This window comes from Bacillus sp. XF8, from assembly GCF_017498755.1.
Lineage (GTDB): Bacteria > Bacillota > Bacilli > Bacillales > Bacillaceae_G > Bacillus_A > Bacillus_A bingmayongensis.
On sequence record NZ_JAGDQK010000014.1, the window covers coordinates 1 to 226 of the forward strand.

Consider the following 226-nt stretch of genomic DNA (forward strand, 5'->3'; position numbering starts at 1 on the left):
TCTTCCTGCTTTCTAGCTTCTTCTTGCTTTCTAGCTTCGACCTGCTTTTCGGCTTCCTCTTGCTTTCTAGCTTCGACCTGCTTTCTAGCTTCCTCTTGCTTTCTAGCTTCCTCTTGCTTTCTAGCTTCTTCTTGCTTTCTAGCTTCGACCTGCTTTTCGGCTTCCTCTTGCTTTCTAGCTTCGGTCTGCTTTTCGGCTTCCTCTTGCTTTCTAGCTTCGGTCTGCT

General features: G+C 47.3%; 1 pseudogene. It reads right to left on the bottom strand.

Annotated elements, in window-relative coordinates:
* A pseudogene (locus J4P91_RS29905) lies at window positions 1-226 on the bottom strand (hypothetical protein); the annotation flags it as partial.